The organism is Variovorax sp. CAN15, from assembly GCF_030462475.1.
Classification (GTDB): Bacteria; Pseudomonadota; Gammaproteobacteria; order Burkholderiales; family Burkholderiaceae_C; genus Variovorax.
The window spans coordinates 1-23379 of record NZ_JASMRZ010000027.1 but is presented as its reverse complement, the minus strand read 5'-3'; the positions used below and the strand labels follow the sequence as shown (position 1 = coordinate 23379).

22 protein-coding genes and 4 pseudogenes are annotated in these 23379 nt (G+C 62.9%); 14 read left to right on the top strand and 12 right to left on the bottom strand.

What is annotated here, in order from left to right; genetic code table 11:
* Positions 1 to 53 precede the first annotated feature (53 nt).
* Positions 54 to 527 (bottom strand): Lrp/AsnC family transcriptional regulator, encoded by a 474-nt coding sequence (locus QMO14_RS17945; RefSeq protein WP_093206014.1) that lies wholly within the window; start codon positions 525 to 527, stop codon positions 54 to 56.
* A 155-nt stretch (positions 528 to 682) separates the two neighbouring features.
* Here QMO14_RS17945 and hppD point away from each other — a divergent pair, with 155 nt between their 5' ends.
* The 5 genes from hppD to QMO14_RS17920 all read left to right on the top strand — a co-directional run bounded on the left by hppD (position 683) and on the right by QMO14_RS17920 (position 6320).
* Positions 683 to 1810 (top strand): 4-hydroxyphenylpyruvate dioxygenase, encoded by a 1128-nt coding sequence (gene hppD / locus QMO14_RS17940; protein WP_301508765.1) that lies wholly within the window; start codon positions 683 to 685, stop codon positions 1808 to 1810.
* A 35-nt stretch (positions 1811 to 1845) separates the two neighbouring features.
* Positions 1846 to 2652, top strand: coding sequence for a transporter substrate-binding domain-containing protein (locus QMO14_RS17935; RefSeq protein ID WP_301508764.1), 807 nt, complete (start codon positions 1846 to 1848; stop codon positions 2650 to 2652).
* Between the two features lie 31 nt (positions 2653 to 2683).
* The gene (gene phhA, locus QMO14_RS17930) at positions 2684 to 3559 is read left to right on the top strand and encodes a phenylalanine 4-monooxygenase (RefSeq protein WP_301508763.1); all 876 of its coding nucleotides are present in this window, start codon (positions 2684 to 2686) and stop codon (positions 3557 to 3559) included.
* Positions 3560 to 3683: 124 nt separating this feature from the next.
* On the top strand, positions 3684 to 5381 hold the full coding sequence (locus QMO14_RS17925) for an AMP-binding protein (RefSeq protein WP_301508762.1): 1698 nt from the start codon (positions 3684 to 3686) through the stop codon (positions 5379 to 5381).
* 6 nt (positions 5382 to 5387) lie between these two features.
* Positions 5388 to 6320 (top strand): MBL fold metallo-hydrolase, encoded by a 933-nt coding sequence (locus tag QMO14_RS17920; RefSeq protein ID WP_301508760.1) that lies wholly within the window; start codon positions 5388 to 5390, stop codon positions 6318 to 6320.
* Between the two features lie 59 nt (positions 6321 to 6379).
* On the opposite strand, the gene QMO14_RS17915 is transcribed toward QMO14_RS17920, so the two are convergent.
* Both QMO14_RS17915 and QMO14_RS33395 read right to left on the bottom strand, forming a co-directional pair.
* On the bottom strand, positions 6380 to 6784 hold the full coding sequence (locus QMO14_RS17915) for a hypothetical protein (RefSeq protein WP_301508759.1): 405 nt from the start codon (positions 6782 to 6784) through the stop codon (positions 6380 to 6382).
* 29 nt (positions 6785 to 6813) lie between these two features.
* Positions 6814 to 6930: pseudogene (locus QMO14_RS33395) on the bottom strand (hypothetical protein); the annotation flags it as partial.
* Between the two features lie 365 nt (positions 6931 to 7295).
* Here QMO14_RS33395 and QMO14_RS17910 point away from each other — a divergent pair.
* Together QMO14_RS17910 and QMO14_RS17905 are read left to right on the top strand one after the other, a co-directional pair.
* A complete protein-coding gene (locus QMO14_RS17910; protein ID WP_093299162.1) occupies positions 7296 to 8654 on the top strand; it encodes an integrase family protein in 1359 nt (452 codons plus the stop codon).
* A gap of 360 nt (positions 8655 to 9014) precedes the next feature.
* Positions 9015 to 9851, top strand: coding sequence for a hypothetical protein (locus tag QMO14_RS17905; RefSeq protein WP_093299160.1), 837 nt, complete (start codon positions 9015 to 9017; stop codon positions 9849 to 9851).
* A gap of 317 nt (positions 9852 to 10168) precedes the next feature.
* Here the strand turns inward: QMO14_RS17905 and QMO14_RS17900 are convergent.
* Positions 10169 to 10282 (bottom strand): annotated as a pseudogene (locus QMO14_RS17900) (transposase domain-containing protein); the annotation flags it as partial.
* 80 nt (positions 10283 to 10362) lie between these two features.
* Positions 10363 to 10915 (bottom strand): annotated as a pseudogene (locus tag QMO14_RS17895) (ATP-binding protein); the annotation flags it as partial.
* A 225-nt stretch (positions 10916 to 11140) separates the two neighbouring features.
* Here QMO14_RS17895 and QMO14_RS17890 point away from each other — a divergent pair.
* The 5 genes from QMO14_RS17890 (at position 11141) to QMO14_RS17870 (ending at position 15981) form a co-directional block, all read left to right on the top strand.
* Entirely contained in the window at positions 11141 to 11359 is a 219-nt protein-coding gene (locus tag QMO14_RS17890; protein ID WP_093299157.1) for a DNA-binding protein, read from the top strand.
* Entirely contained in the window at positions 11356 to 11700 is a 345-nt protein-coding gene (locus tag QMO14_RS17885; protein WP_093299155.1) for a hypothetical protein, read from the top strand. The genes QMO14_RS17890 and QMO14_RS17885 overlap by 4 nt, the downstream gene beginning before the upstream one ends.
* The gene (locus QMO14_RS17880; protein ID WP_228121887.1) at positions 11697 to 13124 is read left to right on the top strand and encodes a YfjI family protein; all 1428 of its coding nucleotides are present in this window, start codon (positions 11697 to 11699) and stop codon (positions 13122 to 13124) included. The genes QMO14_RS17885 and QMO14_RS17880 overlap by 4 nt, the downstream gene beginning before the upstream one ends.
* Positions 13125 to 14147: 1023 nt before the next feature.
* Complete coding sequence (locus tag QMO14_RS17875) at positions 14148 to 15410, top strand: inovirus-type Gp2 protein (protein ID WP_093299152.1); 1263 nt, start codon at positions 14148 to 14150, stop codon at positions 15408 to 15410.
* Between the two features lie 133 nt (positions 15411 to 15543).
* On the top strand, positions 15544 to 15981 hold the full coding sequence (locus QMO14_RS17870) for a DNA-binding transcriptional regulator (protein ID WP_093299904.1): 438 nt from the start codon (positions 15544 to 15546) through the stop codon (positions 15979 to 15981).
* A gap of 53 nt (positions 15982 to 16034) precedes the next feature.
* On the opposite strand, the gene QMO14_RS17865 is transcribed toward QMO14_RS17870, so the two are convergent.
* Positions 16035 to 16346 carry a hypothetical protein gene (locus tag QMO14_RS17865; protein WP_301508758.1) on the bottom strand — a complete coding sequence of 104 codons (312 nt, stop codon included), beginning with the start codon at positions 16344 to 16346 and terminating at the stop codon, positions 16035 to 16037.
* A 47-nt stretch (positions 16347 to 16393) separates the two neighbouring features.
* On the opposite strand from QMO14_RS17865, the gene istA reads away from it, so the two are divergent.
* Both istA and istB read left to right on the top strand, forming a co-directional pair.
* The gene (gene istA / locus QMO14_RS17860) at positions 16394 to 17905 is read left to right on the top strand and encodes an IS21 family transposase (RefSeq protein WP_027730572.1); all 1512 of its coding nucleotides are present in this window, start codon (positions 16394 to 16396) and stop codon (positions 17903 to 17905) included.
* Positions 17898 to 18707 carry an IS21-like element helper ATPase IstB gene (istB, locus tag QMO14_RS17855; RefSeq protein WP_027730573.1) on the top strand — a complete coding sequence of 270 codons (810 nt, stop codon included), beginning with the start codon at positions 17898 to 17900 and terminating at the stop codon, positions 18705 to 18707. The genes istA and istB overlap by 8 nt, the downstream gene beginning before the upstream one ends.
* Before the next feature lie 103 nt (positions 18708 to 18810).
* Here the strand turns inward: istB and QMO14_RS17850 are convergent, their stop codons facing one another.
* The 6 genes and pseudogenes from QMO14_RS17850 to QMO14_RS17825 all read right to left on the bottom strand — a co-directional run.
* Entirely contained in the window at positions 18811 to 21045 is a 2235-nt protein-coding gene (locus QMO14_RS17850) for a DNA cytosine methyltransferase (protein ID WP_301508756.1), read from the bottom strand.
* The gene (locus tag QMO14_RS17845; protein WP_301508754.1) at positions 21042 to 21209 is read right to left on the bottom strand and encodes a hypothetical protein; all 168 of its coding nucleotides are present in this window, start codon (positions 21207 to 21209) and stop codon (positions 21042 to 21044) included. Before QMO14_RS17845 ends, QMO14_RS17850 begins: the two co-directional genes overlap by 4 nt.
* Before the next feature lie 6 nt (positions 21210 to 21215).
* Positions 21216 to 21950 (bottom strand): hypothetical protein, encoded by a 735-nt coding sequence (locus tag QMO14_RS17840; RefSeq protein WP_301508753.1) that lies wholly within the window; start codon positions 21948 to 21950, stop codon positions 21216 to 21218.
* 118 nt (positions 21951 to 22068) lie between these two features.
* Positions 22069 to 22305 carry a hypothetical protein gene (locus QMO14_RS17835; RefSeq protein WP_301508752.1) on the bottom strand — a complete coding sequence of 79 codons (237 nt, stop codon included), beginning with the start codon at positions 22303 to 22305 and terminating at the stop codon, positions 22069 to 22071.
* 1 nt (position 22306) lies between these two features.
* Complete coding sequence (locus QMO14_RS17830) at positions 22307 to 22924, bottom strand: 3'-5' exonuclease (RefSeq protein WP_301508751.1); 618 nt, start codon at positions 22922 to 22924, stop codon at positions 22307 to 22309.
* Positions 22921 to 23379: pseudogene (locus QMO14_RS17825) on the bottom strand (recombinase RecF); the annotation flags it as partial. The pseudogene QMO14_RS17825 and the gene QMO14_RS17830, both read right to left, overlap by 4 nt.

Below are 23379 nucleotides of genomic sequence, written 5' to 3'. Positions count from 1 at the left end.
ACACATTCGTGATCCTGTGCCGAAGCGTGTAGCGCCCTCGCAACCAAATGTTGCTAGACAGGCACAGCTGTTGTGGCTTTGACACGGTCCAGCACGAAGCTGGTCTTGCAATCTTCCACGCTCGGGTGCTTGAGCAGGGTGTCCATGATGAAGCGGCTGTAGTGGGCCATGTCGGCCACCACCACTCGCAGCAGATAGTCCATGTCGCCGGTGAGGGCGGCGCATTCGACGACCTCGGGCCAGGTCTGCACGCTGGCGCGGAACAGGTCCATGGGATTGCGCTTGTGGGTTTCGGTGTGCTTTTCGAGCCGCACGTTGAGGTAGGCGGTCAGCCCCAGGCCGATGGCTTCGGGCTGCACCAGGGCGACGTAGCGGTCGATGACGCGATGCTCCTCCAGTCGCTTGACCCGGCGCAGCACGGCGCTGGGCGACAGGCTCACCTGCTCGGCGATCTGGTCGTAGGTGGCGCGGCCGTCCGCTTGCAGCGTGCGCAGAATGAGCCTATCAATCTTGTCCAGTGCTTCCATTTCTCCATTCTTGCAGTTTTACTGCGCAAGAGCCACCATGGGCGCGTGGAAACGCAGAAAACCTGAGAGGCATCCACCCTACATTGCATGACCGGCCGATTTCGCGCCCTGTTATTCGTTCGATTCATTCAATCCCCACCCTCCGGAGACCGCACATGAGCCAAGCCGACGCACCCGCCTTCACGCCCTGGGAGAACCCCATGGGCACCGACGGCTTCGAATTCATCGAGTACGCGGCACCCGATCCGGTCGCCATGGGCAAGGTGTTCGAACGCATGGGCTTCAAGGCCGTGGCCAAGCATCGCCACAAGAACGTGCTGCTTTATCGCCAGGGCACCATCAATTTCATCCTGAATGCGGAGCCCGATTCGTTCGCGCAGAAATTCGCGCGCGAGCACGGTCCGAGCGTGTGCGCCATCGCCTTCCGCGTGCAGGATGCCAAGCAAGCCTACGAACGCGCCACGGCACTAGGCGCCTGGGGCTTCGCCGACAAGGCCGGCCCCGGCGAGCTGAACATTCCCGCCATCAAGGGCATCGGCGACAGCCTGATCTACCTGGTGGACCGCTGGCCCGGCAAGAACGGAGCGAAGCCCGGCGACATCGGCAACATCGGCTTCTACGACGTCGACTTCGAGGCGCTGCCCGGCGTTGCGCCGGAGCAGGCACTTTCTCCGTTCGGCAACGGCCTGACCTACATCGACCATCTGACGCACAACGTGTACCGCGGCCGGATGAACGTCTGGGCCGGCTTCTACGAAAAGCTCTTCAACTTCCGCGAGATCAAGTACTTCGACATCGAAGGCCAGGTGACGGGCGTGAAAAGCAAGGCCATGACCAGCCCCTGCGGCAAGATCCGCATCCCGATCAACGAAGAGGGCAAGGAGCAGGCCGGCCAGATCCAGGAATACCTGGACATGTACCGCGGCGAAGGCATCCAGCACATCGCGATGGGTTCGGACGACCTGTACAAGACGGTCGACGCGCTGCGCGCCAACGGCGTCACGCTGCTGGACACCATCGACACCTACTACGAGCTGGTCGACAAGCGCATTCCCGGCCACGGAGAAAGCGTCGAGGAGCTGCACAAGCGCAAGATCCTGATCGACGGCAAGAAGGACGCGCTGCTGCTGCAGATCTTCAGCGAGAACCAGCTCGGCCCGATCTTCTTCGAGTTCATCCAGCGCAAGGGCGATGACGGCTTCGGCAACGGCAACTTCAAGGCGCTGTTCGAGAGCATCGAGCTCGACCAGATGCGCCGCGGGGTGCTGAGCGCCGCAAAATAAGGGCCCCATCCCTTATTCACGCTTCTGGAGCACGCATGCGCAGCTGTACGCCTTCGATCGGTCTGACCTTCATTGCGGCGGCTGCCGCCCTTCTTTCGGGTTGCGCCATGGCGCCGGCGGCCACGCCGGTCGCCGGCGCCTCGCACCTGGACACGGTGCAGAAGGCCGCGGTGCTGCGCATCTGCACCCCGGGCGACTACAAGCCCTTCAGCTTCCAGAAGCCCGACGGCGCCTTCGAGGGCATCGACGTCGACCTGATGGCCGGCTTCAGCGCCAGCCTCGGCGCGAAGCCCGAGTGGGTCAAGACCACCTGGGCCAACCTGCTGCCCGACCTGAGCGCCGGCAAGTGCGACATCGCCGTGGGCGGCGTGTCGGTCACCACCGACCGGCAGAAGCGCGCCTTCTTCAGTGCGCCCTACATGGTCAACGGCAAGACGCCCATCGCGCGCTGCGCCGACGTGGCCAAGTACCAGAGCGTGGCCGCCATCGACAAGCCGTCGGTGCGCGTCATCTTCAACCCGGGCGGCAGCAACGAGCGCTTCGCCCGGGCCAATTTCAAGCACGCCAGGCTCACGCTGCACGGCGAGAACGTGACGATCTTCGACGAGATCCTCGCCAACCGCGCCGACGTGTTCGTCACCGAGGCGGCCGAGGCCATCACGCAGCAGAAGCTCAGGCCGGGCCTGTGCGCGATCAACCCCGACAAGCCGCTTCAGTACGGCGAAATGGCCTGGATGCTGCCGCGCGACGACGTGGCCTTCAAGTCGTACGTCGATCAGTGGCTGCACCTGCAGCAGGCCGGCGGCGACTTCCAGCGGACGATGGACCGCTGGCTCAAGTAAACAAGCAAGCAACTCAGGACAGAGCTCTTTCATGGAATCCGCCGCCGCTGCCGTTGTCACTCCCGCCGTCTACGGCGCCTCCGATCGCCCGCCCCGCGGCGACTACTCGCGCGGCGGCGCAGTGCTGGCCGACTACACCTGCCCGCAGGACTGGGCCAGCTACACGCCGGCCGACCACGACACCTACCGCCGGCTCTACGAGCGGCAGGTGGCGCAGCTGCCAGGGCTGGCCTGCGATGCCTTCATCAAGGCGCTGCCCTCGCTGGGCGTGAAGGACCGCATCCCGCGCTTCGACGAGCTCAACGAGCGGCTGCACCGCGCGACGGGCTGGGAGATCGTGGCGGTGCCAGGGCTGATTCCTGAACTGCCTTTCTTCACGCTGCTGGCGAACCGCAAGTTTCCGGTGACGGACTGGATCCGCAAGCCGGAAGAGTTCGACTACATCGTCGAGCCCGACGTGTTCCACGACCTGTTCGGCCACGTGCCGATGCTGTTCGACCCGACCTTCGCCGATTACGTGCAACGCTATGGCCAGGGCGGCATCAAGGCGCACGAGCTGGACGCGGGCGAGAAGCTCGCGCGGCTCTACTGGTACACGGTGGAATTCGGACTGATCCGCCAGCCGGACGGCCTGCGCGCGTACGGCGCCGGCATCCTCAGCTCGGTGGGCGAACTCAGGCATGCGGTGCTCAGCGACGAGCCGCGCCGGCTGCCGCTGGACCTGCTGCGCACCATGCGCACGCGCTACAAGATCGACACCTACCAGGCCAACTACTTCGTGATCGACAACTTCCAGCAGCTGTTCGACCTCACCGAGCCCGATTTCACGCCGCTGTACGAGTCGCTGAAGGTCGCGACCGACATCGAAGCCGGTGTGCTGCTGCCGGGCGAGTCCGGCAAGGCCTGAGACTCCGAAGGGTTGTTCCCGCGCGCAGCTATCGCGCGTGCGACAGCGCACGCCCTCCCCCTAGGACAAGCCCGCTGGTCGCGGAGGCAGAGTGCCTTCCACAATCCGCGCCAAAGGAGCTTGCATGCAGACCACCACATCCGCGCGACAGAACTATCCGGCCGGCGTGCCGCACGAGATTCATCCGGAGCAGTACCGCTCGTTGCCCCAGATGTTCGACGAGGCTTTTGCCCGCTATGCAGACCGGCCGTTCTCGGTCTGCATGGAGCGCTGGATGTCCTACGGCGAGCTCGATACGCTGTCGAAGGCGCTGGGCGCCTGGCTGCAGTCGCGCGGGCTGGAGCCTGGTGCGCGGGTGGCGATCATGCTGCCCAACATTCCGCAGTTCGCGGTCACCATGTGCGGCGTGCTGCGCGCGGGGTACACGTGCGTCAACGTCAATCCGCTGTACACCGCGCGGGAGCTGGAGCACCAGCTGAAGGACTCCGGCGCGACGGCCATCGTCATCCTCGAGAACTTCGCGGCCACGCTCGAAAAGGTGATCGAGCGCACGCCGGTGAAGCACGTGGTCATGACGTCGATGGGCGACCTGCTGGGCGGCTTGTATGGCGCCTGGATCACGGTGGCCGTTCGCCATCTTGCAAAGCTGGTGCCGGCCTACAAGCTGCCGCTGAGTGACGGGCGCAGCGTGACGCCGTTCAGCCAGGCAATTGCCGAGGGGCGCGGCCGCACGCTGGGGCCTGACCAGAGCACGCTCGACTCGATCGCCTTCCTGCAGTACACGGGCGGCACGACCGGCTTGTCGAAGGGCGCGGTACTGACCCACCGCAACATCGTCGCGGCCACGCTGCAGGCCGAGGCCTGGTTCACGCCGGCACTGTCGCGCGCGGGCGATCTGGCGAAGGTCAACAGCATCGCGGCACTGCCGCTGTATCACATCTTCGCGCTGACGCTGTGCCTGCTGGTGATCCGCCAGGGATCGCACATGACGCTGATCCCGAACCCGCGCGACTTCAACAAGTTCATTGCGGTTCTGAAGAAGCGGCCCTTCCACATGCTGCCCGCGGTCAACACCTTGTTCAATGCGCTGCTGATGCACCCGGACTTCAAGTCGATCGACTTCTCGACGCTGTTCGTCTCGCAGGCGGGCGGCATGGCCGCCTCGGAGGGCACGGCGCGCAAGTGGTTCGACGCTACCGGCTGTCCGATGATCGAAGGCTGGGGCATGAGCGAGACGTGTGCGATCGGGACCAACAACCCGGTGACGAATACCGAGTTCACCGGGACGATCGGCCTGCCGCTTCCCAGCATCGAGATCGCGATCAAGGACGACGAGGGGAATTCACTGCCTGTAGGCCAGCCCGGGGAACTCTGCATCAAAGGGCCGAACGTGATGACCGGGTATTACAACCAGCCCGCGGAGACTGCCGCGGCGTTCACCGCCGACGGTTTCATGCGCACCGGCGACATCGCCGTGATGCAGGAAGACGGCTACAGCCGCATCGTCGACCGGAAGAAGGACATGATCCTGGTGAGCGGCTTCAATGTGTTCCCGAACGAGCTCGAGAACGTGATTTCGCTGTGCCCAGGCGTCGTGGAGTGCGCTGCCGTGGGCGTGCCCGACGAGAAACAAGGCGAGGCGATCAAGGTTTTCGTGGTCCGCCGCGACCCGGCGCTGACCGAGGATGCGGTGCTGCAGTACTGCCATTCGCAACTCACGGGGTACAAGCGGCCCAAGCACATAGAGTTTCGGGAATCCCTGCCGAAGACCAATGTCGGGAAGATCCTGCGGCGTGAGCTTCGCGTCAATGCGCGGGCCTGAGCGGCGATGAGCCATTCGTCGGCGAGTGCTGGGCTGCCGGCCGGTGTCGTCGTGTTCGAGCGCGGGTGGTTGTCCTCGAACAATGTACTGTTCCTGGGCTGCGACGAGACGGCGCTGATCGATACGGGGTATGCGACCCACGCCGACCAGACCTTGGAGTTGGTCGAAGCTGTGCTCGGAGACCGGCCGCTCGACCGGATCTTGAATACGCATCTGCACAGCGACCATTGCGGAGGGAATGCCGCGCTGCAGGCTCGCTATCCATCGGCTCGCACGGAGATCCCACCGGGCGAGGCTGCGTTCGTGGAGAGCTGGGACCAGCAGGCGCTGAGCTTTCTAGCCACCGGGCAGACCTGTCCCCGATTCCGGTTTACATCGTTGCTGTTGCCGGGAACTGAGTGCCTGCTTGGCGACAGGCCGTGGCAGGTGCATGCGGCGCCGGGGCACGATCCTCACGCGATCATTCTGTTCGAGGAGGAATCGCGGACGCTGATTTCAGCGGATGCCTTGTGGGAGAACGGGTTCGGCATTGCGTTTCCCGAACTGGCGGGGGAGCCATCGTTCGAGGATGCGGGGGCGACCTTGGACTTGATCGAGGAACTTGCGCCTCAACGAGTGATTCCTGGACACGGTGCCCTGTTCGGCGATGTTGCCAAGGCTCTCTCGGTGGCGCGCCGACGGCTCGATGGGTTGAGGCGCGATCCGGTCAAACATGCGCGGCATGCGATCAAGGTCTTGATGAAGTTCAAGCTGCTGGAGGTGCAGGTGATTTCGATGGAAGACTGGAATGCCTGGCTTCGAAGCACGCCCTATCTCGGCGTCATCCGATCACGCTTCTTCAGCGATGTCGAACTGGATCGACTGACCGGCGATATCTTGGCTGAATTGGTTGCCGCGGGCGCAGCCGAGGCGAGTCAAACGGATCTCCGCAACCGCTGATTGCCTGCATTCCTGACCTTTCGGTCCTGTTGGGCTGTCTTTTTCGCCGCTCTGCCGCTCTATCTCCAGCGTGTTGGGAACGCCTCGCGTGTCACCATCGTTGAGCTTCTTGTCGGCGCCATACGTCTTGAAGAGTCAAGCAGCTTCGTTTGCCGCTTCGATGCCTTCCGCTTGGCGTCCACCGTCAGCAGCTCATGTGGCGGAACATCAGGCTGGACCGTCCAGTTGCCTTCGTAACGCTGCGAGGCATGCTCCGAAAGCCTGAGCCAATCTCGCGCGAAGTCCTTCTCCTCCAGGCGCCCCTCATTCAACGCCGTCCTGGCACTGACAAGCCGCGTGCACTCTTGGCATTGGTTGCCTTGCTCGTTGATCCGGGTCTCGGCTTCGAAGAGCCATGACGCAAAGTCACCAGTGTTTTCGAGCTTCTGCTGCTCCGAGCGAAGGCATCGTCCGATCTCGCCCATTGCTCGGCAAATCTCGGCTTCGCTTCAGACGGATCGCTGGTCTTCAGCGATCTCTTGTACTCATGACCGAGCGCAGATCGCAACTCGGGCTGCACCTTGCGGCGCAACTGATAGATCCCAGTCGTGGACTTGAACGGCTGGGCCATGAAAGAGCGTCGGCGGACTGTGGATGCGCCGCCGATTCCATGAAGCGTAGGTGCCACGGTGTACCTGCTTGGTGCACCAAATCAGGCGGATAGCGAGGCGCCACAAACTGAAAAGCCCCTGATTCCGTTAAGAATCAAGGGCTTAGAAGAGTGGTGGCCTGGGGCGGAATCGAACCACCGACACGCGGATTTTCAATCTGCACAAGTAGGCATTTCCTTTGTGATGACTTAAGTTGATACATGCGACAATTTCTTTTAAAATCAAACACTTACTTGATAATTGAAAGATTTTCATGCGGATTGTCGTTGACCCAGATTGCTCTAGAATGCCTACATGGTGCCTACACGGCACTGTGTAGGCACCTATGACGACAAAACTGACTCTGACCACTGCACGGGTAGAGAACCTGCCCTGCGAGCCCGGTAAACAACAAACCATCCATTGGGACGCCAAGACCCCCGGCTTCGGCTTGCGGGTCACTGCGGCCGGCGCTCGCTCCTACATCTTCGAGTCCCGCCTGTTCAGCAAGACGCTGCGTATCACGATCGGTGATGCACGCGCCTGGGAGTTGGGCAGAGCGCGCACGGAAGCCTGCCGCCTCAAGATGCTCGTGGACGAGGGCAAGGACCCCAGGGAAGTGAAGGCCGAGCAGCGCCAGGCTTTGGAGGCTCGCCGAGAAGAGGCCGCACGCCAAGACGTGCTCTTTGGCCAGGCGTGGGACGCCTACATCCAAGAGCGCAAACTGTTTTGGAGCGAACGCCACTCCCGCGACCACGTGCAGCACGCCTCGGAAGGCGGGGTAGCGAGGAAGCGGGGGCAAGGCCTCACCCAGGCTGGTCCGCTGGCCGCACTGCGCGCGCTCCGGCTACCCGACCTCACGGGACCACGCATCGCACAATGGCTCACGGCCGAGACCGCCACCCGTCCGACGATGACCGCACTGTCGTTTCGGCTGCTGCGAGGCTTCATCCGCTGGGCGCAAGACATGCCGGCCTACAAGGGGCTCATTCCCGCCGATAGTTACCAAACGCGTGGGGTGAAAGACGCTGTCCCGCGCGTGAGGGCAAAAGAGGGCGACTGCCTGCAACGGGAACAGTTGGTCTCCTGGTTCACCAGCGTGCGCGGGATCCACAACCCGGTCATTAGCGCGTACCTCCAAGGCCTACTCATCACTGGCGCACGGCGGGAAGAGTTGGCGGCGCTGCGCTGGGAAGACGTGGATTTTCGCTGGCGCAGCCTGACGCTTAACGACAAAGTGGAAGGTGCGGGAGGGCGGACCGTCCCACTCACCCCCTATCTGTCCAGCCTACTGCTCGAACTCAAGCGGCTGAACGAAGTATCGCCGCCTCGGCGACAACTCAAACGCCTCGAAGCACGAGGCCTCACCTGGAGCCCTTCACCTTGGGTCTTTCCAAGCCCCGCCTCGGCAACTGGCAGGCTCGCAGAGCCGCGCAGTGCCCACAGCAGGGCACTCGAGCAAGCTGGCTTGCCGCACATCACGCTGCACGGCTTGCGCCGATCGTTTGGCACCTTGTCCGAATGGTGTGAGACCCCAGCCGGTGTCATCGCCCAGATCCAGGGGCATAAACCCAGCGCGATCGCCGAGAAGCACTACCGCCGCCGTCCACTAGACCTACTGCGCAAATGGCACGATCAGATTGAGGCATGGGTATTAAAAGAGGGGAAAGTCGAGTTCCCCTTCGCTACCCGAGCGGCCCTATGAGCGGTCCCACTATTGCCTGTTTTGCCTGGAACTTACCGTAACAAGAACAGTAAGCTTAGCCGGTGCTTCGAGGCACCGCGCGACGCAATCGACGATTTCACTATCATCGCCAGCGGGGCTCGACGCAGGGCTATGTCAGCCCGACGCAAGCTGAAGGGCTTGACTCGCTGCGCAGGAAAAGGTGAGACGCATAATGACCTCGGCTATGGGAGCCGAGAGTCGAGGGCAAGGTCACGATCTTGACGGTGCTCGATCCCTTTGCTTTCCGGTGAAAACCTTTACCCTGAATCTGGTCTCGGCGCAAGAGCGGCCGGAACGAGAAGCGACAAGCCCAAAAAATTACTCATAGTGCGAAAGAACATGGACTCGATAGATCTCACCGTAGAAGAGCTGAAAAAACTCGACCGCGTCAACGCCACAATCATTGAGTTCTTGCAACGCCCTACGTGGACCATTGCGGTCGGCGCAATGCTCATTAGCGGAGTACAACCTGCTGCTTACGCCACGAAGATCCCTGACGAAGGTAGCCAGCTACTGAATCCAGCCGTTGCCGCCTCGTTAAATCAACTGCGTAGCGCTTGTTCTGTGATGGAAGAATGGGCTGAAAGCTATGAGGACGATGACGGCTCCAGGTCCGACGTACCGACGGAGCAGGCGCCCATCGACTTCCTACTCTGGTGCGAAGAGGCTTATAGGGGAGCAATTGCTCCTCCTGAACTTCTCCACTACTTCTTTCGCCTCGCAGGGTTCCAAAAAGCAGGCCCTGCACCGCAAGACGTGGTGGCACGCCTCCTTGAGTTGGAACAGCATGCCGCCGTTGAACGCAGCAGGCAACCCCCGCTCGAGATCGAAACCTCGCTTCCAAACGCCCAGCAACCAAGTCCTGGGCATTTTTTCAAGCGCATGGAGGTCCTAGTCGAGAACCGCAAGATCATCTTGCCCATTGCAATGGAAATCGCCGAGGCCCTAGACAAGACCTGGCCTACTGGAATTCGACAGCCAAGGCTCGTGTGGAACCATTTACTAGAAATGGCTAAGAGCGGAAATCACTTCTCGCTCAGATTCACGGACCCTGACATTTTGGAGGTTCCGTGTGGGACGCATATCTGGGCACCCTACACTCGTGACGCTCTAGATCAGTTCCTTCGTCGCAACAGGGTGCACTTGCTGGGCGCAAATGGCGGCAACTCGCAATAGATCAGCGACGTTAGCTCGCCCAGGCCCTTGCGCGGAAAATCGTTGATTTCGTTGGCAATCGCATAAAGCTTTCCTGGATGGTCTGCACGATTGGCGCTGGCACTCACGTACCAGACCGTCGAGGTTCTTCTTGCCACACCGCTGCCAAGGGCGGACCAAATCAGCGAGATATACCGCAATGCCCATGTTGGCTGCCAACTCTTTGTGGCGCGTGATCTCCTGCCCCAAAAATCGTCGGCCAGTGTCCTGCGCGTTGCGCTGTAAGCGCGTGGCGATCCCATCTTGACGGCAGTCGCAGATCAGGCTGCCGACGACACTCAGCGATGCGGCAGCAGTTCGATGACGCGATTGGCGGGCTGGGTGGGCAGGCGCTCGAGAACGTCGCTGAGGTACGCGTGCGGCTCGTGTCCGTTGAGCTTCGCTGACTGGATCCCGGATCGACACTTCAAACTCCCCCACCAGTGGACACCAAAATTCCTCCAGGCAGGACGAGGGTTTCGTTATTGATCGCTCACGCGTCGGGGGCGATCGCCAGGCGTGCAACGGCCTCCTTCAGCCGATAGCTCCTGCCCTCGAATTCGAGCATGACGGCACGATGCATGAGCCGATCGAGGATCGGTGGTTCCCGTGGTCGCGTCGCCAAGGTATTTGCGCCCGTCCTGCACGACGCGGTTGGAGGTCACGACGATGCTGCCGCAGCTTTTGTAGCGCTGATGCACGATGGCCTGGAGCAACTTGGCGGCGTCGGCGATTCACCGCGCAAGGAAGAGATCGTCCAAGACAAGCAGATCAGATTCGACGTACGCACGCATCAGCGCCGTCTGCACCTTGGGTGCTTGCCAGTGTGAAGCTGGCAACTCGATGTCGGCCTCGACGTAGCGAACTTCATGCCCTTGCAGGGTGGCTTGGTAGGCGGCGGCCTTGGCAACATGCGACTTCACGGCGCCTGGCTTGCCGATGATCAGGGTGTTGGCCCCGTCAGCGATGAACTTCAGCGTGTGCAGCTCGAAGTACGCCTGACGGGGCAGCTTCGGATTGAAGCGCCAGTCGAAGTCGGTGAGCGTGGGCTGCTAAACGAATCGCGAGCAAGCTTCGCACTTCAGAACCGAGCCCGCCTTCATTGGCATTCATTTCCGGTCTCGGGCATTCACCCCGTCCTCCTGCACAACGCTCCATTTGACACTGGCTCCACGCATCGGCATGGAGCCACGGCGACGGACGTGAAACATCGTTGACGACGTGGCTCCTTCCGGCGCGAAGTTTCTTCAACCTGTTCAGAAGGAGCCATCATGGCACTTGATATCCGCGCTCTGCCCCATCCGGCGGATCGCTTCCGGCTCACCACCACTGAGTTTGCAACGCAGCAACTCGTCAATGCACAAACCGTTCGGAAGCGCCTGAGCCTCCACGGCTCCTATTTCGGTGTCAAACCGCTGCGTCTGCTGAACCGCCGACTCTTGTGGCCCGCCGATTCGATCAAGACGCTGATCGAGGAGAGCCAGCAATGAGCGACATGGCCACCACCCTCGAATTCGAAGGCCGCGATGCGCTGATGAAGTCGCTCGACGCGCTCCAGCCCACGGGCGAGCGCAGCACCGCCACCAAGTTCACCGCGCTGTATGCCAACATCGAGCAGGCGCTCACCCGCGGCGTGACGCAGCGTGCTGTCTTGGAAGCGCTCGGGCGCGACGGCCTGAAGCTGCATCCGGCGAAATTCAAGAAGCTGCTCGAGGAAGCTCGTGCTCAGCGCAACGAAAACGGGGAAGGCCTCCGCTGCTCGTCCTGCGGTGGAGTGCAAATGACGCCGCCCGCGACGGAAGCCCAACTCGAAGAAGGGAGCGAAAAGTGAACCCTCCCATCATCACACCTCCCTACCCTGTCGATGCGCTGCCCCCCGAACTGGCGCGTCTTGTCGGGGAGATCCAAGCCAAGGTGCAGGCTCCCGATGCTTTGATTTGTATGGCCATCTTGTCCGCCATCTCGGCGGCGAGTCAGAGCCTCGTCGACGTCCTGCTGCCCACTGGCCAGCTCCGTCCTGTCTCGACCAACTTCTTGACCATCGCAGAGTCTGGCGAACGCAAGTCGGCAGTCGACGGCATCGTGTCGGCCCCCATTCACGCTCATGACGAGGCTCGCTCGGTCAAGTACCAAAAGGATCTCTCGCAGTACATGTGCGACATGAAAGTGTGGCAAGCAAAAGACCAGGTACTCCGGGGCAAGCTCAAGAAGGCCGCGCACCAAGACGAGCCGACCGATGAGATCCAACAGCAGTGGGAGGCGCACGAGAAGAAGAAGCCGATTACACCCCGTCTGCGGCAACTCCATCGTCAGGACATCTCCGAACGCGCGCTCATCGAGGCACTCGAGGGTGACTGCGAATCCATCGCGCTCATGTCGGACGAAGGTGAGGCCGTCCTCAAAGGCAGTGCGATGACGACGTTCAGTGTGCACAACCGGGTCTGGGATGGCGCCAAAATGCTGTCGCTTGATCGCGGACGCGGTGTGCACATCGTCGCCCGCCATCCGCGAGGCACCATGAGCATCATGGTCCAGCCCGCCGTGCTCAAGAACTACCTGCACCGTCACGGCGACCTCGCTCGCGGTTCTGGCTTCTGGGCGCGTGTGCTGGTGGGAGCTCCGCCCTCCACGCAGGGCTTCCGCTTTGTGTACTGGTACAACGAGCAATGGGTCTATCTCCCTGGCTTTCACAGCAGCATCAAGGAGTTGCTCGAAGAATACGACCGACGGCTCGCCGAAGGTCCGATCAAACGCAAAGTGCTGGAGTTCTCGCCCGAGGCGGTGACACGCTGGATCGCGTTAACGAACCAGGTGGAAGCGATGTTGCAGCCGTTCGGCTATTTGAACGACATCAAGGATTTCGCATCGAAGTCGATGGAAATGACGGGTCGCCTCGCGGCGCTACTGCACTTTTTCACCAAGCAGCAGGGGCAGATCAGTCTCAACGCCTTGGAATGCGCATTCTTGATCATTTGCTGGCATATCGATGAATTCAAGCGCCTGTTCGGGCATCAAAGCGGCGTGACGCAACTTCAAGCCGATGCCAAGGCGTTGGAGCACTACATCCAGACGCTCTTTTACGGGAACGGCAATCAGCCGCTTCCCCGCAATGAGATTCTGCGAAATGGCCCGATCCGCCCTGCTTCGCGCTACGACGAGGTCTTAGACTACCTAACCGCTGGCAGCAAAGTGTGGATCGGCCGGCTCGGTCGCCGCCGCTTCATCTATCGCGGTCCCAACTTCGGCGCGCTCTGAGCGCTCCCGCGGGAGGCGGCTTCGGCCGCTTCGACTTCCGAAACAATGCGATTCCATGCGATTTGTCGCATGGAATCGCATTGTTTTATGACTCAGTGAACCTGACGTCCCTTGAAGGTGTTTCAGGCCAAGCGGCTTGTAGCTCGACCGGACCGACGAGCAGCCAGCGGCCACGCTGCCGCAGCGTCGACGGGACCCGCATGAACAGCACGTTGCCCCGAGCAGGGCTCGATCTGGCTGGAGGCATACCGCCCCGCGCAACTACTCCAACGCCTTCTACTCGAGTCGCATTCGGACACGATAGCCATGGTCGCCTCCAACATGCGCAAGCATCGCGCGAGCGACGACAGCCAAGCGCATCGTGCTTTTGCATCGATAGCTTTTTGAATGCAGGCGCACTTCGCCGCTACGCTCACGAAATACGTCGCCGCTCATCCGAAAAGTACGCGACGTCTGCACGCGTACTAGCTCGGCACGCAGCTGGAGAATCGCCGTCTGCTCGATGCTCGGCGGCTTGCTCTCAACGTTGGCGAACTTGTTCCGGCACTGGCCTTGGTCCAGTCGAAAAGGTCTGTTCGAGCACCGCCGATGTGTGCACCACCGACCCGATTTCTTGGCAGCGCTCAATCAACGCCTGTCGCTCAAATTCCAGCTGTAGTGCGCCCCCTCATCGCTTGCGTCATCCACGCGCTCCTGACCTCGATTGAAGTGCACAGCAGCGGATGCGTGCGGGAAAGGCGAAGCCAACTTTGCACCAGCGCCGCGCTTTCGGAATCGTTGCTCACTACCTCGAAAACACACCCGTCGAGCGTGATAACTTTTTATCGACCTGATGTCATATCTATGGCAATAGATACGTGATTCCCCTGGACATCTTCGCTTCATTGGGGAGAAGAGGTTTCGGATTATCTCTTTATCTCATTCGAAATTATCTACCCCGTCCCAGGACCCTCTTTCCGTCGAGATTATCGATCTCATTCGGATCTGTATCTAGTTGCCATCAGACGCGTGGACTTTCCCACTATGACATTCACCCAAATGACCAACTTCATAGCAACACCATCATCTTGTCCGCCTTCGTCACCATCGTTTAGTGACAAGCGTGCCTTGTGCATCAGCATGATCTACCACGATACCTTCAATGGGAAGGAATGCCTTCGCATACCGTCTGGCTTTCAGACGGCCAAGCACATTGAAGACATTGTCGGCCTCACCCGCGATCTGCTCGCAGAGGGGCCCTCTCAGTGCGCACCAAGCAAGTCCCCCGTTCAGCGCTTCGGATCAAAGCTAGACCAGCGAGTTCAACGTGCACTCTGGTTGACACCACAACAACTGCAGGAGAACCTTCCAAAGCATCGCCTTCACCCCTACGTCGAGCTCTTCATCCAGTGCGCTGCCAGAGAGCGCCTGTTTAACTGGAGGGCCTTGGGCAAAGCACTAAGCAAGGCGGAGCACAAGCAGTACGCTGAAGCTCGACAGCGAATGCTTGCGGCATTGCGCTCAGGAGCGCGTGAGCCGGCCTTTCGCAAGACAGTCAAACTTCATCAAGATAAGGTGCGGCGCAACCTTACCTGCATCCGGCGCTACACCGATGCTCAATTCCGTCGTCACTCGCGTCTCCTGGTGATTCGAGTCGATTGCATGTTCATCGAAGGGTTTGCCCCGGCGCATGACTGGACCCAAGCACGCGCCTACCGCGAGACACTGATCAAGTTCCTCAATCGTGTTCTTCCCAAGGTGATTCAGTCGCAGAAGGATCGAGATGCAAAGAAGAAGCCCCAGCCGATTGCCGGGTACATCATCGGCACCGAATACGGAATCGAGACCGGCTGGCACTTTCACGTCACGCTGTTCTTGAACGGTGACGATCATCAAAACGACGTTGGCATTGCAACGGCGATCGGTTTGAATTGGCTGAAGGAGATCACGGGTGACAACGGTCGCTACCACAATTGCAATCTCGACGCGAAGCAAGGCAAGCACAAAGCGGTAGGCGTCGGGATGGTTCACCGACACGACTTGGCCAAGCGCAAGATTCTGAGCAGCGTGGTGACGCGCTACGCCGGGAAGGGTTGCTACTACGCCGAGGCCCAGACAGGGACGAAGGATCGCCTGTTGAACAAGGGAGGCTGGCCTAAGGCAAAGGACCCGAAAAAGGGTGGCCGTCCTGAGAAACTGCTACCGCTGCAGCGAGAACTGTTGACGCACATGTTTTCCGAGAAGAAGAAGCGCTTCTTCCCGATCTGGAGGCCGAGTGAACCGTCTCAGCCGTCAGTGAGTTACTGACCCCAAGACGATGCACAATCGCCCGACAGCGCGGTGGCGGGAGCTTTCCGCGGGAATCATGTGTGCGCAGAAGCGTTCACTCTAAGGAAATCCGCCTGCTGGCAAGGCGGCAATGCAACGACACAATCCCTTCATGCCAAATATCGCCTCTATCCTCAAATCCGAAATCTCTCGCGTCGCCCGCAAGGAAGTACGAGCTGAAATCGAAACGCTCAAAAAAGCCTCGGTCGCACATCGCGCCTCGATCGCCGAACTGCGCCGCCAGGTAAGCGCCCTGGAGAAAGAACTTCGTCGTGTTGCGAAGGGCGCGACGCGCTCCGACACAGTCAAAAGTTTGGAGGATGAAGAAGCCGGCACGAAGCGCCGATTCAGTGCGACGAGGTTGGTGGCACACCGTTCAAAGCTTGAACTGTCCGCCGCAAGCTATGGGCAACTGGTGGGTGTCTCGGGGCAGACCATCTACCACTGGGAGCAAGGTAAAGCACGTCCGCGAGCGACGCAACTCGAAAGTCTCGCGGCGGTGCGAAGCCTGGGCGCACGCGAAATCGCGGAGCGCCTGTCCACGCAATAGAACCGCAGAAACTCGGGCGGCAGGAGCACCGCCTCCACCTCTATGCCTGTGACCTATCTTTCAAAGAACCGATTGGCCCGCTCCTTCTCGCGCTCCTCGTGGATCATTGAAAAAAGGTTCTTCAGCACCGAACGCAGATCTCGAATCGCAACGGGCTCATCCCAGTTTCCCTGGAACAGGTCCTGGTCGATTGACCTCCCTCCCTGATTCAAAGAAGTGACCGCAGCTTCGCAAAGACGTCCAACCTCCAGGACCCACCGATAGGCCAATTTCGCCTTTCTGGGGTCGCCCAGCGTGTTGGCGCCGACCGGAAACTGAGCCAGTTTTGCAGGTAGTGCCGAAGTAAAAGTGAGCCAGGTGTTCAACCTACCCTGCTGTTTATTTAAGCAGCGGGGTTCGAGGAGTGATCACCATGGACATGATTGGCAAGATCCGACGGCTGCACGCGAGGGACAAGCTGTCGGAGCGCGAGATAGCGCGCAGGACGGGACTGTCGCGCAACACGGTTTCCAAGTGGCTGCGCGCGCCGGTGAAGGAGGCGCCGAAGTACCGGCGCGATCCCCGCCCCAACAAGCTCAGCCCGTTTGAGGAAGCGCTGAAGCGGGCATTGACGGCCGATGCGCGACGGCCCAAGCATGAGCGGCGCACAGCACGTGCGCTGCACGCCGAGATCAAGGCGGCGGGCTACGACGGCGGTTACTCGGCCGTCACTGACTTCGTTCGAGCCTGGCGCCAGGGCGAGGGACAGGCGGTCAACGTCACCGCGTTCGTTCCACTGACCTTCGAGCTCGGCGAGGCCTTCCAATTCGATTGGAGCGAAGAAGGCCTGGTCGTCGGCGGCATCTACTACCGCATGCAGGTGTCGCACCTGAAGCTGTGTGCGAGCCGTGCGTTCTGGCTGGTGGCCTACCCGAGCCAAGGCCACGAGATGCTGTTCGACGCCCACACAAGATCGTTCGCAGCGCTGGGCGGTGTGGCGCGCCGTGGGATCTACGACAACATGCGCACCGCAGTGGACAAGGTTCACAAGGGCAAGGGCCGCACCGTCAATGCCCGCTTCGCAGTGATGTGCGCGCACTACCTGTACGACCCCGACTTCTGCAACGTGGCCTCGGGCTGGGAGAAGGGGCGTGTGGAGAAGAACGTGCAGGACAGCCGTCGGCGCATCTGGATCGAGGCGGGCCGGCGCCGCTTCGGCTCCTTCGTCGAACTCAACGCCTGGCTGGGCGAGCGATGCCGAGCGCTGTGGAACGAGGTGCGCCACCCCGAGCACAGCCAGTTCAGCGTGGCCGAGATGCTCGAGCACGAGCGTCCCCACCTGATGCCCATGCCTGAGCCCTTCGATGGCTACGTAGAGAAGCCAGCGCGGGTGTCGAGCACCTGCCTGGTGTCGGTGGCACGCAATCGCTACTCGGTGCCCTGCGAGCTGGCTGGGCAGATGGTCAGCACGCGGCTGTACCCGGGCAACGTCGTGGTGGTCGCAGAAGACGCGGCAGTGGCGCGCCACGAGCGCCTGAGCGCCTCTGGCGGCACCCGCTACGACTGGCAGCACTACATTCCGCTCATCCAGCGCAAGCCTGGTGCATTGAGGAACGGTGCGCCCTTCGCGGACATGCCCGAAGCGCTGCAGCAACTGCGCCGCGGCCTGCTGCGCCAGGCCGGTGGAGATCGCGTGATGGCCCAGGTGTTGGCCATCGTGCCGACGGCGGGGCTGGATGCGGTGATCGTGGCGGTCGAGCTGGCGCTGGAGAGTGGTCCGCCATCGGGCCGTGTCAGCGTGGAGCACGTCGTCAATGTGCTCGGGCGGCTCACCGCACCGGCAGCACCGCAGAGTGCGCAGACGGCGCTGCAGATCGTCACGCCACCGCTGGCCAACACGGCCCGCTACGACGGCTTGCGTGGACAGGAGGTGGACCATGCGTGACGTGACAGTCGAACTCAAGGCGTTGCGCCTGCACGGTATGGCCAGTGCCTGGTGCGATCTGGCGGAGCAAGGTGCCGCGTCCGGCTTGGATGCCTCGCGCTGGCTGGTCGAGCACCTGCTGCAGGCGGAGACCACAGACCGTTCGATGCGTTCGGTCCAGCACCAGATGAACTCGGCGCGCTTCCCCGTGCACCGGGATCTGGCCGGCTTCGACTTCGACGCGTCGGTGATCGACCAGAAGCTGGTCCACCAGCTCGCGATGCTGGAGTTCACCGAGGCCGCGCACAACGTGGTCTTGGTCGGTGGTCCAGGCACAGGCAAGACCCATCTGGCAACGGCTCTGGGCGTGTCGGGCATCGTGCGCCACGGCAAGCGCGTGCGGTTCTACTCGACGGTCGATCTGGTCAATGCACTGGAGCAAGAGAAGGCCCAGGGCAAGGCCGGGCGTATCGCGCTGAGCCTGCTGCGAATGGATCTGGTGATCCTGGACGAACTGGGCTACCTGCCGTTCAGCCAGGCCGGCGGCGCGCTGCTGTTCCACCTGCTGTCCAAGCTGTACGAGCACACCAGCGTGGTGATCACCACCAACCTGGACTTCGCCGAATGGTCGACGGTGTTCGGCGACGCGAAGATGACAACCGCCTTGCTCGACCGCCTCACGCACCACTGCCACATCGTGGAGACGGGCAACGAGAGCCATCGCTTCCTGCACAGCAGCGCCACTGCGAAGAAGCGCATCAAGGCCAGGGAGCAGACCCGCAAGACAGGCGCCAAGGCCGATCCAACCGACGCCACCGATTGACGACTACTGCTCGTAGCAAGGCGCTACGGGCTACGCCCTTCGCGCCTTATGAGTTCGATCACAAGAAGCGAAAGGAGGTCACAGAACAAGGCAAGACATACACTTATCCACAGTCGACCATTGCTGCGTCGGCTTCCACCCCTGGCTCACGATTCAAGCGGCGCGGTGGCTCAGTTCTACTTCGGCGCGGACACACCAGCCCCATGCGGCCCTTCGTGGGTAGCGTGTGCATGGGCTCTGCCAGGCCCTGCCACTGGCCGCCGCTGCTGTAGTACTTCACGCAGTAGGCGGTGATTAGGCGCTGGTTGGAGCCCTTCGACGTGATGGTCGAGAGCGGGTCGTCCGCCGCGCGCCCGGGGTTGTCCTCGTAGAAGCCGCCGTAGGCCTGCTCGATGCACGCGGACACCAGCGCCTGCTCGCCGCGGTGCGCGCCGGTGATGGTGCGCAGCGGCTCCGCCGGGTCGTTGCCCGCGCGCTCGCCGTGGTGTGTGAGGTGCGTCAGGTGCACCGCGGCCACGGCGCTGGTGGCCCCGCTGGCTGTCACCGTGTTGAGCGGCCGCTCGACGCTGCGCACGCCATGGCTGAAGCGCTTTCCGCCGTCCTTGCCTTCGCCGTGCCCGGCATCGACCAGGTGCGCAGCCACGATGCCCAGCGGCACGCTGCCGCCAGGGCGCTTGATGAAGCTGTTTGCCGTGACGGTGTGCAGCGGCTCCTGAATGTCGTGGCCCACGCTGTTGGCGCGGAACTTCGTTATGAACGCGCCTTCGACAACCGCGTGCTTGACGCCACCGGCCACCACGGTGCCCAGCGGGCGGGTGATGTCGAGCGCGCGCGGCTCCTGCCCAGCGCGCTCGCCGTAGCCGATGGTCACCAGGTTGGCGCTCGCCAGCGCGTGGTGCGTGCCGCCCGCGGAGATGGTCGACAGCGGCTGCTCGATGTCGTCGCCCTGCAGGTGGCTTTCCTCCGTGCCGCGCAACGGCGCCAGCGTCGGCGCGACCACCGAGAAGTGCCCGCCCTTGACCTGCGCGCAGATAGTGCGCGGCGGCTCGTCGGCAGCCATCGTGCGTTGGTTGCTGGCGTTAGCGTGCTCGGTCAGGAAGGGCGCGGCCGCCGCGTCGAGCGGGAAGATGCCCGCCTCGTTGCCACATGTCGGGCATGCGCCGGGTATGCCCGCATCGCCCTCGCGATAGCTGGGGAAGGTGTTGCCGCAGTTGTTGCAGCGGTACTCGTGGGGCCGCTCGGGGGTGGCAGGCGGTGTCGGAAAGATCGGGTCCGCGCCCTGCAATGGCGCCAGCACGGGCCCGACGGCCGCAAAGCCATTGGAGGATGTGACCGTGCGAAGCGGCTGGTCGGCGCTCCAGGCGTTCGGCCCGCGGCCGGTCGTCTGACCGTTCGCGGTGTTCGCGACGAAGGGCGCCAGCACTGGCTGCGCTACGCACGAGTCGGCCTTCGAGGTGATGGTCTGCAGCGGCGCGCCGACCGAGCGCGAGGGCGACTGGCCCATGCGGCCGCCCACGCCCACGATGAAGGGCTTCGGGCTGGCCAGCACGTGCCGCCACAGGCCCTTCGCCACGCGGCGCATGGTGTTGGCCGCCAGCGGGCGCTCGCGGCCGAACACGCTGCGCGCTGGCAGGCTGAAATCGATGCATTCGGCGGCCGAGCGCCAGGGCAGCTGCTTGCCGGCAAGCACTGCCGCGCTGGTAGGGTCGCCATGGGTGGCGTCGGGCCAGACGATGGGCAGGCCGTCGCGGCGCGCCACGAGGAACAGGCGCTTGCGGATCGTTGGCGCGCCTTGGTCGCACGCCCGCAGCTCGCGCCATTCGACGTTGTAGCCGTGGCCGCGCAGCTGCCGCACGAAGCTCTCGAAGGTCTTGCCCTTGCGCGCCGGGTCAGGCCGGGCGGTGCCGTCGGCGCCCACCAGCAGCGGGCCCCACGTCGTGAATTCTTCGACGTTCTCCAGCATCAGCACGCGCGGCTTCGTCAGCGCGACCCAGCGCATGCCGACCCATGCCAGGCCGCGGATGTGCTTCGCCACGGGCGTGCCGCCCTTGGCCTTGCTGAAATGCTTGCAGTCGGGCGACAGCCACACCAGCGCCACCGGCTGATTGCCGGTCACCTCGATGGGGTTTACCTCCCACACGCTTTCCAGCAGGTGCCGGGTGTGCGGGTGGTTGATGGCGTGCATTGCCAGCGCCTCGGGATCGTGGTTGATCGCGATGTCCACCGGACGCCCGAATGCAGCTTGGAGGCCCGTCGACGTGCCGCCGCCCCCGGCGAAGTTGTCAATGATCAACTCGTGCCCGAGGTCGAGCCGCATGGTGAAGTCGTCACGCTTCATGCCGGCGTGCCCTCGCTGATGGCCAGGGCGTCGCGCACGGACTCGACCGGGATGTTGAGCGACTGTGCGGCGGCGCGCATGGCCAGTTCCCGATCTGAACTCAGCTCCAGGGCGCGCTCGAAGGCGCCCTGGATCTTCTCAATGGTGAGGATCTCGAAGTCCATCGGGTCTCAGGCCTTCGACTCTTCCGCGAAGACCTCTTCCGCGGTCTTTGCGGTGTTGGCCTTGCGGCGGCTCGCCGGCGCTGCTGCGGTGCTGCCGGGCGGGTCGTTCGGGAACGGCCATGCACCTTCGCCGTCGCCTTGCTTCTGGGCGGTAGGTGCGCTTGCCGGCGGCGCGGCGCCTTGGCGCTGCTCTTCGCCGTCGTCGAGCTGCTGCTGGCGGACCTCTGGCTCCAGCAGCTTCAGCGGCACCTCGCGGCTCTTGAGCATGGCGAGCTCGGCCAGCACCAGCTTCGGCACGTCGACCATCTCGATGCTCCACCAGGTCGCCACGGTGCCGCCCTGCTTGGCCTGGAAGCGCCAGTTCTCGAGCGATGCATCCGTGATCGGGAGGTTCGACTTGCCGCCGACGCCGTGATCGATCTCGCCGGTGTAGCCCGTTAGCTTCTCGGTCCACGGCACCTTCTTGATGTGGCGCGCCATGGAGGTCAGGTGCGGGAGATCGCTGATTTCCTCGACTCCCGGCAAGGTCTGGCGCTTGTCCTTGGCGCTGCCGCCCGCAGCCTCGGTCTTCGTGAACAGGGCGGTGCGCAGCGCGGGATCGAACGCTGCGAGCGCGTAGTTCGGAAGGTCGGCCTGCACGTTGAGGCGCACGCCCGGGTTCGCGCCCGGCGGCCGGTTCTTCTGGCTCAGCAGGTGGACATCGAGCACCTTGACCTTCGTGAACTCGGGGAGAGAAAACATGGAGTAGCTCCTGTGGTTGAAGAAAAGAAAGAAGGCGCCGCTTGCGCGGGCCGGCAGGGAAAACGTGGTCTGGAGGAGGGAGGGAGCCCGGCCGGCTTGTGTCGCCCAAAAAGGGTTGTCAGAACGGCAGTTCGTCGTCGTCGGACGGCTCGCGCTTGGCGAGCACGAGGCTCTCGACGGGAGCGTTGGCCGTGCGGCGGACTTCGACGGCGTGCAGCACGTAGAAGTAGTTGCCGGGGTTTGCGGCCGCGAGGCGTTCGGCTTCGTCGCCCGCACTTTCAGCGCTCAGGTGCTGTCGTGAGGGTGGTCGGTGGCCGTGCGGGCTCCACACCAGCCAGAACTCGAGGTTGTCCATGTCAGGCCGCGATCAGTTCGGTTGCCGGCCCCGTGGCGGCGAAGTAGACCTCCTGGCAGGCCCGGACGTCGACGATGGCGCTGTGGGCTCCTTCGAGCTTCTTGCCGGTGAAGAACTCGTAGGCCTCGCCCAGGTTGGCGCTCTTGTGCTTGAAGAAGCCGGCGCGCTTCATCTTGTCCGTGGGCGGCAGCTTCAGGATCGGCGTGCTGATCAGCTGCGTGCATTCCGCGCTGCCGGCCTTCCAGTCGTCGGCCGTGGCCTCGTCCAGGAAGCGCATGCAGGCGATGCGCGCGATCCGGGCGTCGAAGCTTTCGTTGTGGCCGATGCGGACAGCGGCGCGGCGCCACATCGCGAGCAGCATGCGCAGCGCGAGGTGCTCGGGGATGCCGACGTCCAGCGCCATCTCGGTGGTGATGCCGTGGATGGCGGCGGTGTCCTCGGGAATCGTCCAGCCATCGGGCTTCACGACGACGTCGAGCGTGCTGAAGACGCGCCGCGTCTCCAGGTCGACCAGTTCGGCGCCGACCTGCACGAAGTGCGGCTGGTCGGGGTGCTCGCTCGGCTCCTTGAAGAGCGGGAGCGACTGGGTTTCGAAGTCGTAGAAGAGGGCGAGTTTCATGCTGCTTCCTTGAGCTGGCCGACGTGGCCGTTGTTGATCCACTCCGCGGCGACGGTGGCCGGCAGATCTGAGGGCAGAGCCTTCAGCGTGCCGAAGAGGAGGGCGGTTTCGATCTCGCCGTTCTGGGCGAGGACATCGAGCCAGGCCAGCAGGTCGCCGCGGCCCTGGGCGTCGAGCACGTCGAAGCGGTCAAGCACCAGCAGCTTTACGCCGGACTGGAAGCTGATGGCCTCGGCCACCATGGCATCGACGCGCCAGCGCTCGGACTCGCTCAGCAGCGCGTACGGCCGCGCGCCGCCGCTGGGCGTCATGCAGGTGATGGACATGTCGGCATCGATGCCTACACGCAGCCACTCCGCATCGACCGCGCTCTGCTGCAGCCGGGTGTTGATCGGCTCCAGCGCTTCGGCCAGCATCTGGCCCGGAATGCCGTCGGGTGCGAGGTCAACGGCCAG

Bases quoted from the DNA above. Each gene is read 5' to 3' on its own strand.
- istB (WP_027730573.1), top strand. From the start codon at position 17,898: ATGCGTGACGTGACAGTCGAACTCAAGGCGTTGCGCCTGCACGGTATG.
- QMO14_RS17920 (WP_301508760.1), top strand. From the start codon at position 5,388: ATGAGCCATTCGTCGGCGAGTGCTGGGCTGCCGGCCGGTGTCGTCGTG.
- QMO14_RS17925 (WP_301508762.1), top strand. From the start codon at position 3,684: ATGCAGACCACCACATCCGCGCGACAGAACTATCCGGCCGGCGTGCCG.
- istA (WP_027730572.1), top strand. From the start codon at position 16,394: ATGGACATGATTGGCAAGATCCGACGGCTGCACGCGAGGGACAAGCTG.
- QMO14_RS17945 (WP_093206014.1), bottom strand. From the start codon at position 527: ATGGAAGCACTGGACAAGATTGATAGGCTCATTCTGCGCACGCTGCAA.
- QMO14_RS17850 (WP_301508756.1), bottom strand. From the start codon at position 21,045: ATGAAGCGTGACGACTTCACCATGCGGCTCGACCTCGGGCACGAGTTG.
- QMO14_RS17845 (WP_301508754.1), bottom strand. From the start codon at position 21,209: ATGGACTTCGAGATCCTCACCATTGAGAAGATCCAGGGCGCCTTCGAG.
- phhA (WP_301508763.1), top strand. From the start codon at position 2,684: ATGGAATCCGCCGCCGCTGCCGTTGTCACTCCCGCCGTCTACGGCGCC.
- QMO14_RS17905 (WP_093299160.1), top strand. From the start codon at position 9,015: ATGGACTCGATAGATCTCACCGTAGAAGAGCTGAAAAAACTCGACCGC.
- QMO14_RS17935 (WP_301508764.1), top strand. From the start codon at position 1,846: ATGCGCAGCTGTACGCCTTCGATCGGTCTGACCTTCATTGCGGCGGCT.
- QMO14_RS17915 (WP_301508759.1), bottom strand. From the start codon at position 6,784: ATGGGCGAGATCGGACGATGCCTTCGCTCGGAGCAGCAGAAGCTCGAA.
- QMO14_RS17830 (WP_301508751.1), bottom strand. From the start codon at position 22,924: ATGAAACTCGCCCTCTTCTACGACTTCGAAACCCAGTCGCTCCCGCTC.
- QMO14_RS17870 (WP_093299904.1), top strand. From the start codon at position 15,544: ATGCCAAATATCGCCTCTATCCTCAAATCCGAAATCTCTCGCGTCGCC.
- QMO14_RS17840 (WP_301508753.1), bottom strand. From the start codon at position 21,950: ATGTTTTCTCTCCCCGAGTTCACGAAGGTCAAGGTGCTCGATGTCCAC.
- QMO14_RS17875 (WP_093299152.1), top strand. From the start codon at position 14,148: ATGACATTCACCCAAATGACCAACTTCATAGCAACACCATCATCTTGT.
- QMO14_RS17890 (WP_093299157.1), top strand. From the start codon at position 11,141: ATGGCACTTGATATCCGCGCTCTGCCCCATCCGGCGGATCGCTTCCGG.
- QMO14_RS17910 (WP_093299162.1), top strand. From the start codon at position 7,296: ATGACGACAAAACTGACTCTGACCACTGCACGGGTAGAGAACCTGCCC.
- QMO14_RS17835 (WP_301508752.1), bottom strand. From the start codon at position 22,305: ATGGACAACCTCGAGTTCTGGCTGGTGTGGAGCCCGCACGGCCACCGA.
- QMO14_RS17885 (WP_093299155.1), top strand. From the start codon at position 11,356: ATGAGCGACATGGCCACCACCCTCGAATTCGAAGGCCGCGATGCGCTG.
- hppD (WP_301508765.1), top strand. From the start codon at position 683: ATGAGCCAAGCCGACGCACCCGCCTTCACGCCCTGGGAGAACCCCATG.